This is a genomic window from Flavobacterium subsaxonicum WB 4.1-42 = DSM 21790 (genome assembly GCF_000422725.1).
In the GTDB taxonomy this organism is placed as follows: Bacteria; Bacteroidota; Bacteroidia; order Flavobacteriales; family Flavobacteriaceae; genus Flavobacterium; species Flavobacterium subsaxonicum.
This window is the reverse complement of sequence record NZ_KE383909.1, coordinates 541,658-542,782: the sequence shown is the minus strand read 5'-3', so window position 1 is coordinate 542,782 and position 1,125 is coordinate 541,658. Positions and strand designations below refer to the sequence as shown.

Annotated in this window: 1 pseudogene; it reads left to right on the top strand. The window is 51.2% G+C overall.

Annotated elements, in window-relative coordinates:
* Positions 1-1,125: pseudogene (locus G509_RS0112840) on the top strand (SprB repeat-containing protein); the annotation flags it as partial.

The following is a 1,125-nucleotide window of genomic DNA, read 5'->3' as shown; positions in this document are numbered from 1 at the left end:
CAACCGGCTGCATTATCAGCCAATATTACATCGCAAACCAATATAGCCTGTAATGGTGGCACTAATGGGTCTGCTACTGTAAGTGCAACAGGTGGCACGGGAGCTTACAGCTACGCATGGTCGCCATCGGGTGGTACGGCTGCTACGGCTACAGGTTTAACAGCCGGAGCTTACAGCGTACTGATTACCGATGTCAAAGGCTGTACGCTGACAAAAAACATAACCATTACTCAACCGGCTGCAATTACTGCAACAACATCGCAAACCAATATAGCTTGTAATGGTGGTAGCAACGGATCGGCTACTGTAATCGCTACAGGCGGCACGGGAGCTTATAGCTACGCATGGTCGCCATCCGGTGGAACAGCAGCTACAGCTACAGGGCTTTCGGCAGGCGCTTACAGCGTGCTCATTACCGATGCCAACGGCTGTACGCTGACTAAAAACGTTACAATAACCCAACCGGCTGCATTAGCAGCAACAACATCTCAGGTAAACCCAACCTGCGGCCCAACAGGGCAGGCAGGCGTAACCGTATCTGGAGGTACGGGTGCTTATACGTATGCCTGGTCGCCTTCGGGCGGTACGGGGGCTATAGCAACAGGCCTTAGCGGCGGTAACTACAGCGTGCTTATTACCGATGCCAACGGCTGCACCCTGACTAAGAATTTTACCCTAAATGCCACATCAAATTTAGCAGCAACAACATCTCAAACCAATATTAGCTGCAACGGCGGCACTAACGGTTCGGCTACAGTAACTCCAAACGGTGGCGTTTTACCTTATACGTATGCATGGTCGCCATCAGGTGGCACGGGTGCTATGGCTACAGGCCTTTCGGCCGGTACATATACCGTAACAGTTACCGATGCCAACGGCTGTACTGCAACCTCAACGGCAACTATTACACAGCCATCTGTATTATCAGCTACTTCATCGCAAACCAATATATCATGCAATGGTGGTAGCAATGGTTCGGCTACTGTAACCGCTACAGGCGGCACGGGAGCTTATAGCTACGCATGGTCACCATCCGGTGGAACAGCGGCTACGGCTACAGGTTTAACAGCCGGAGCTTACAGCGTACTGATTACCGATGCTAATGGCTGTACGATTACTAAAAAC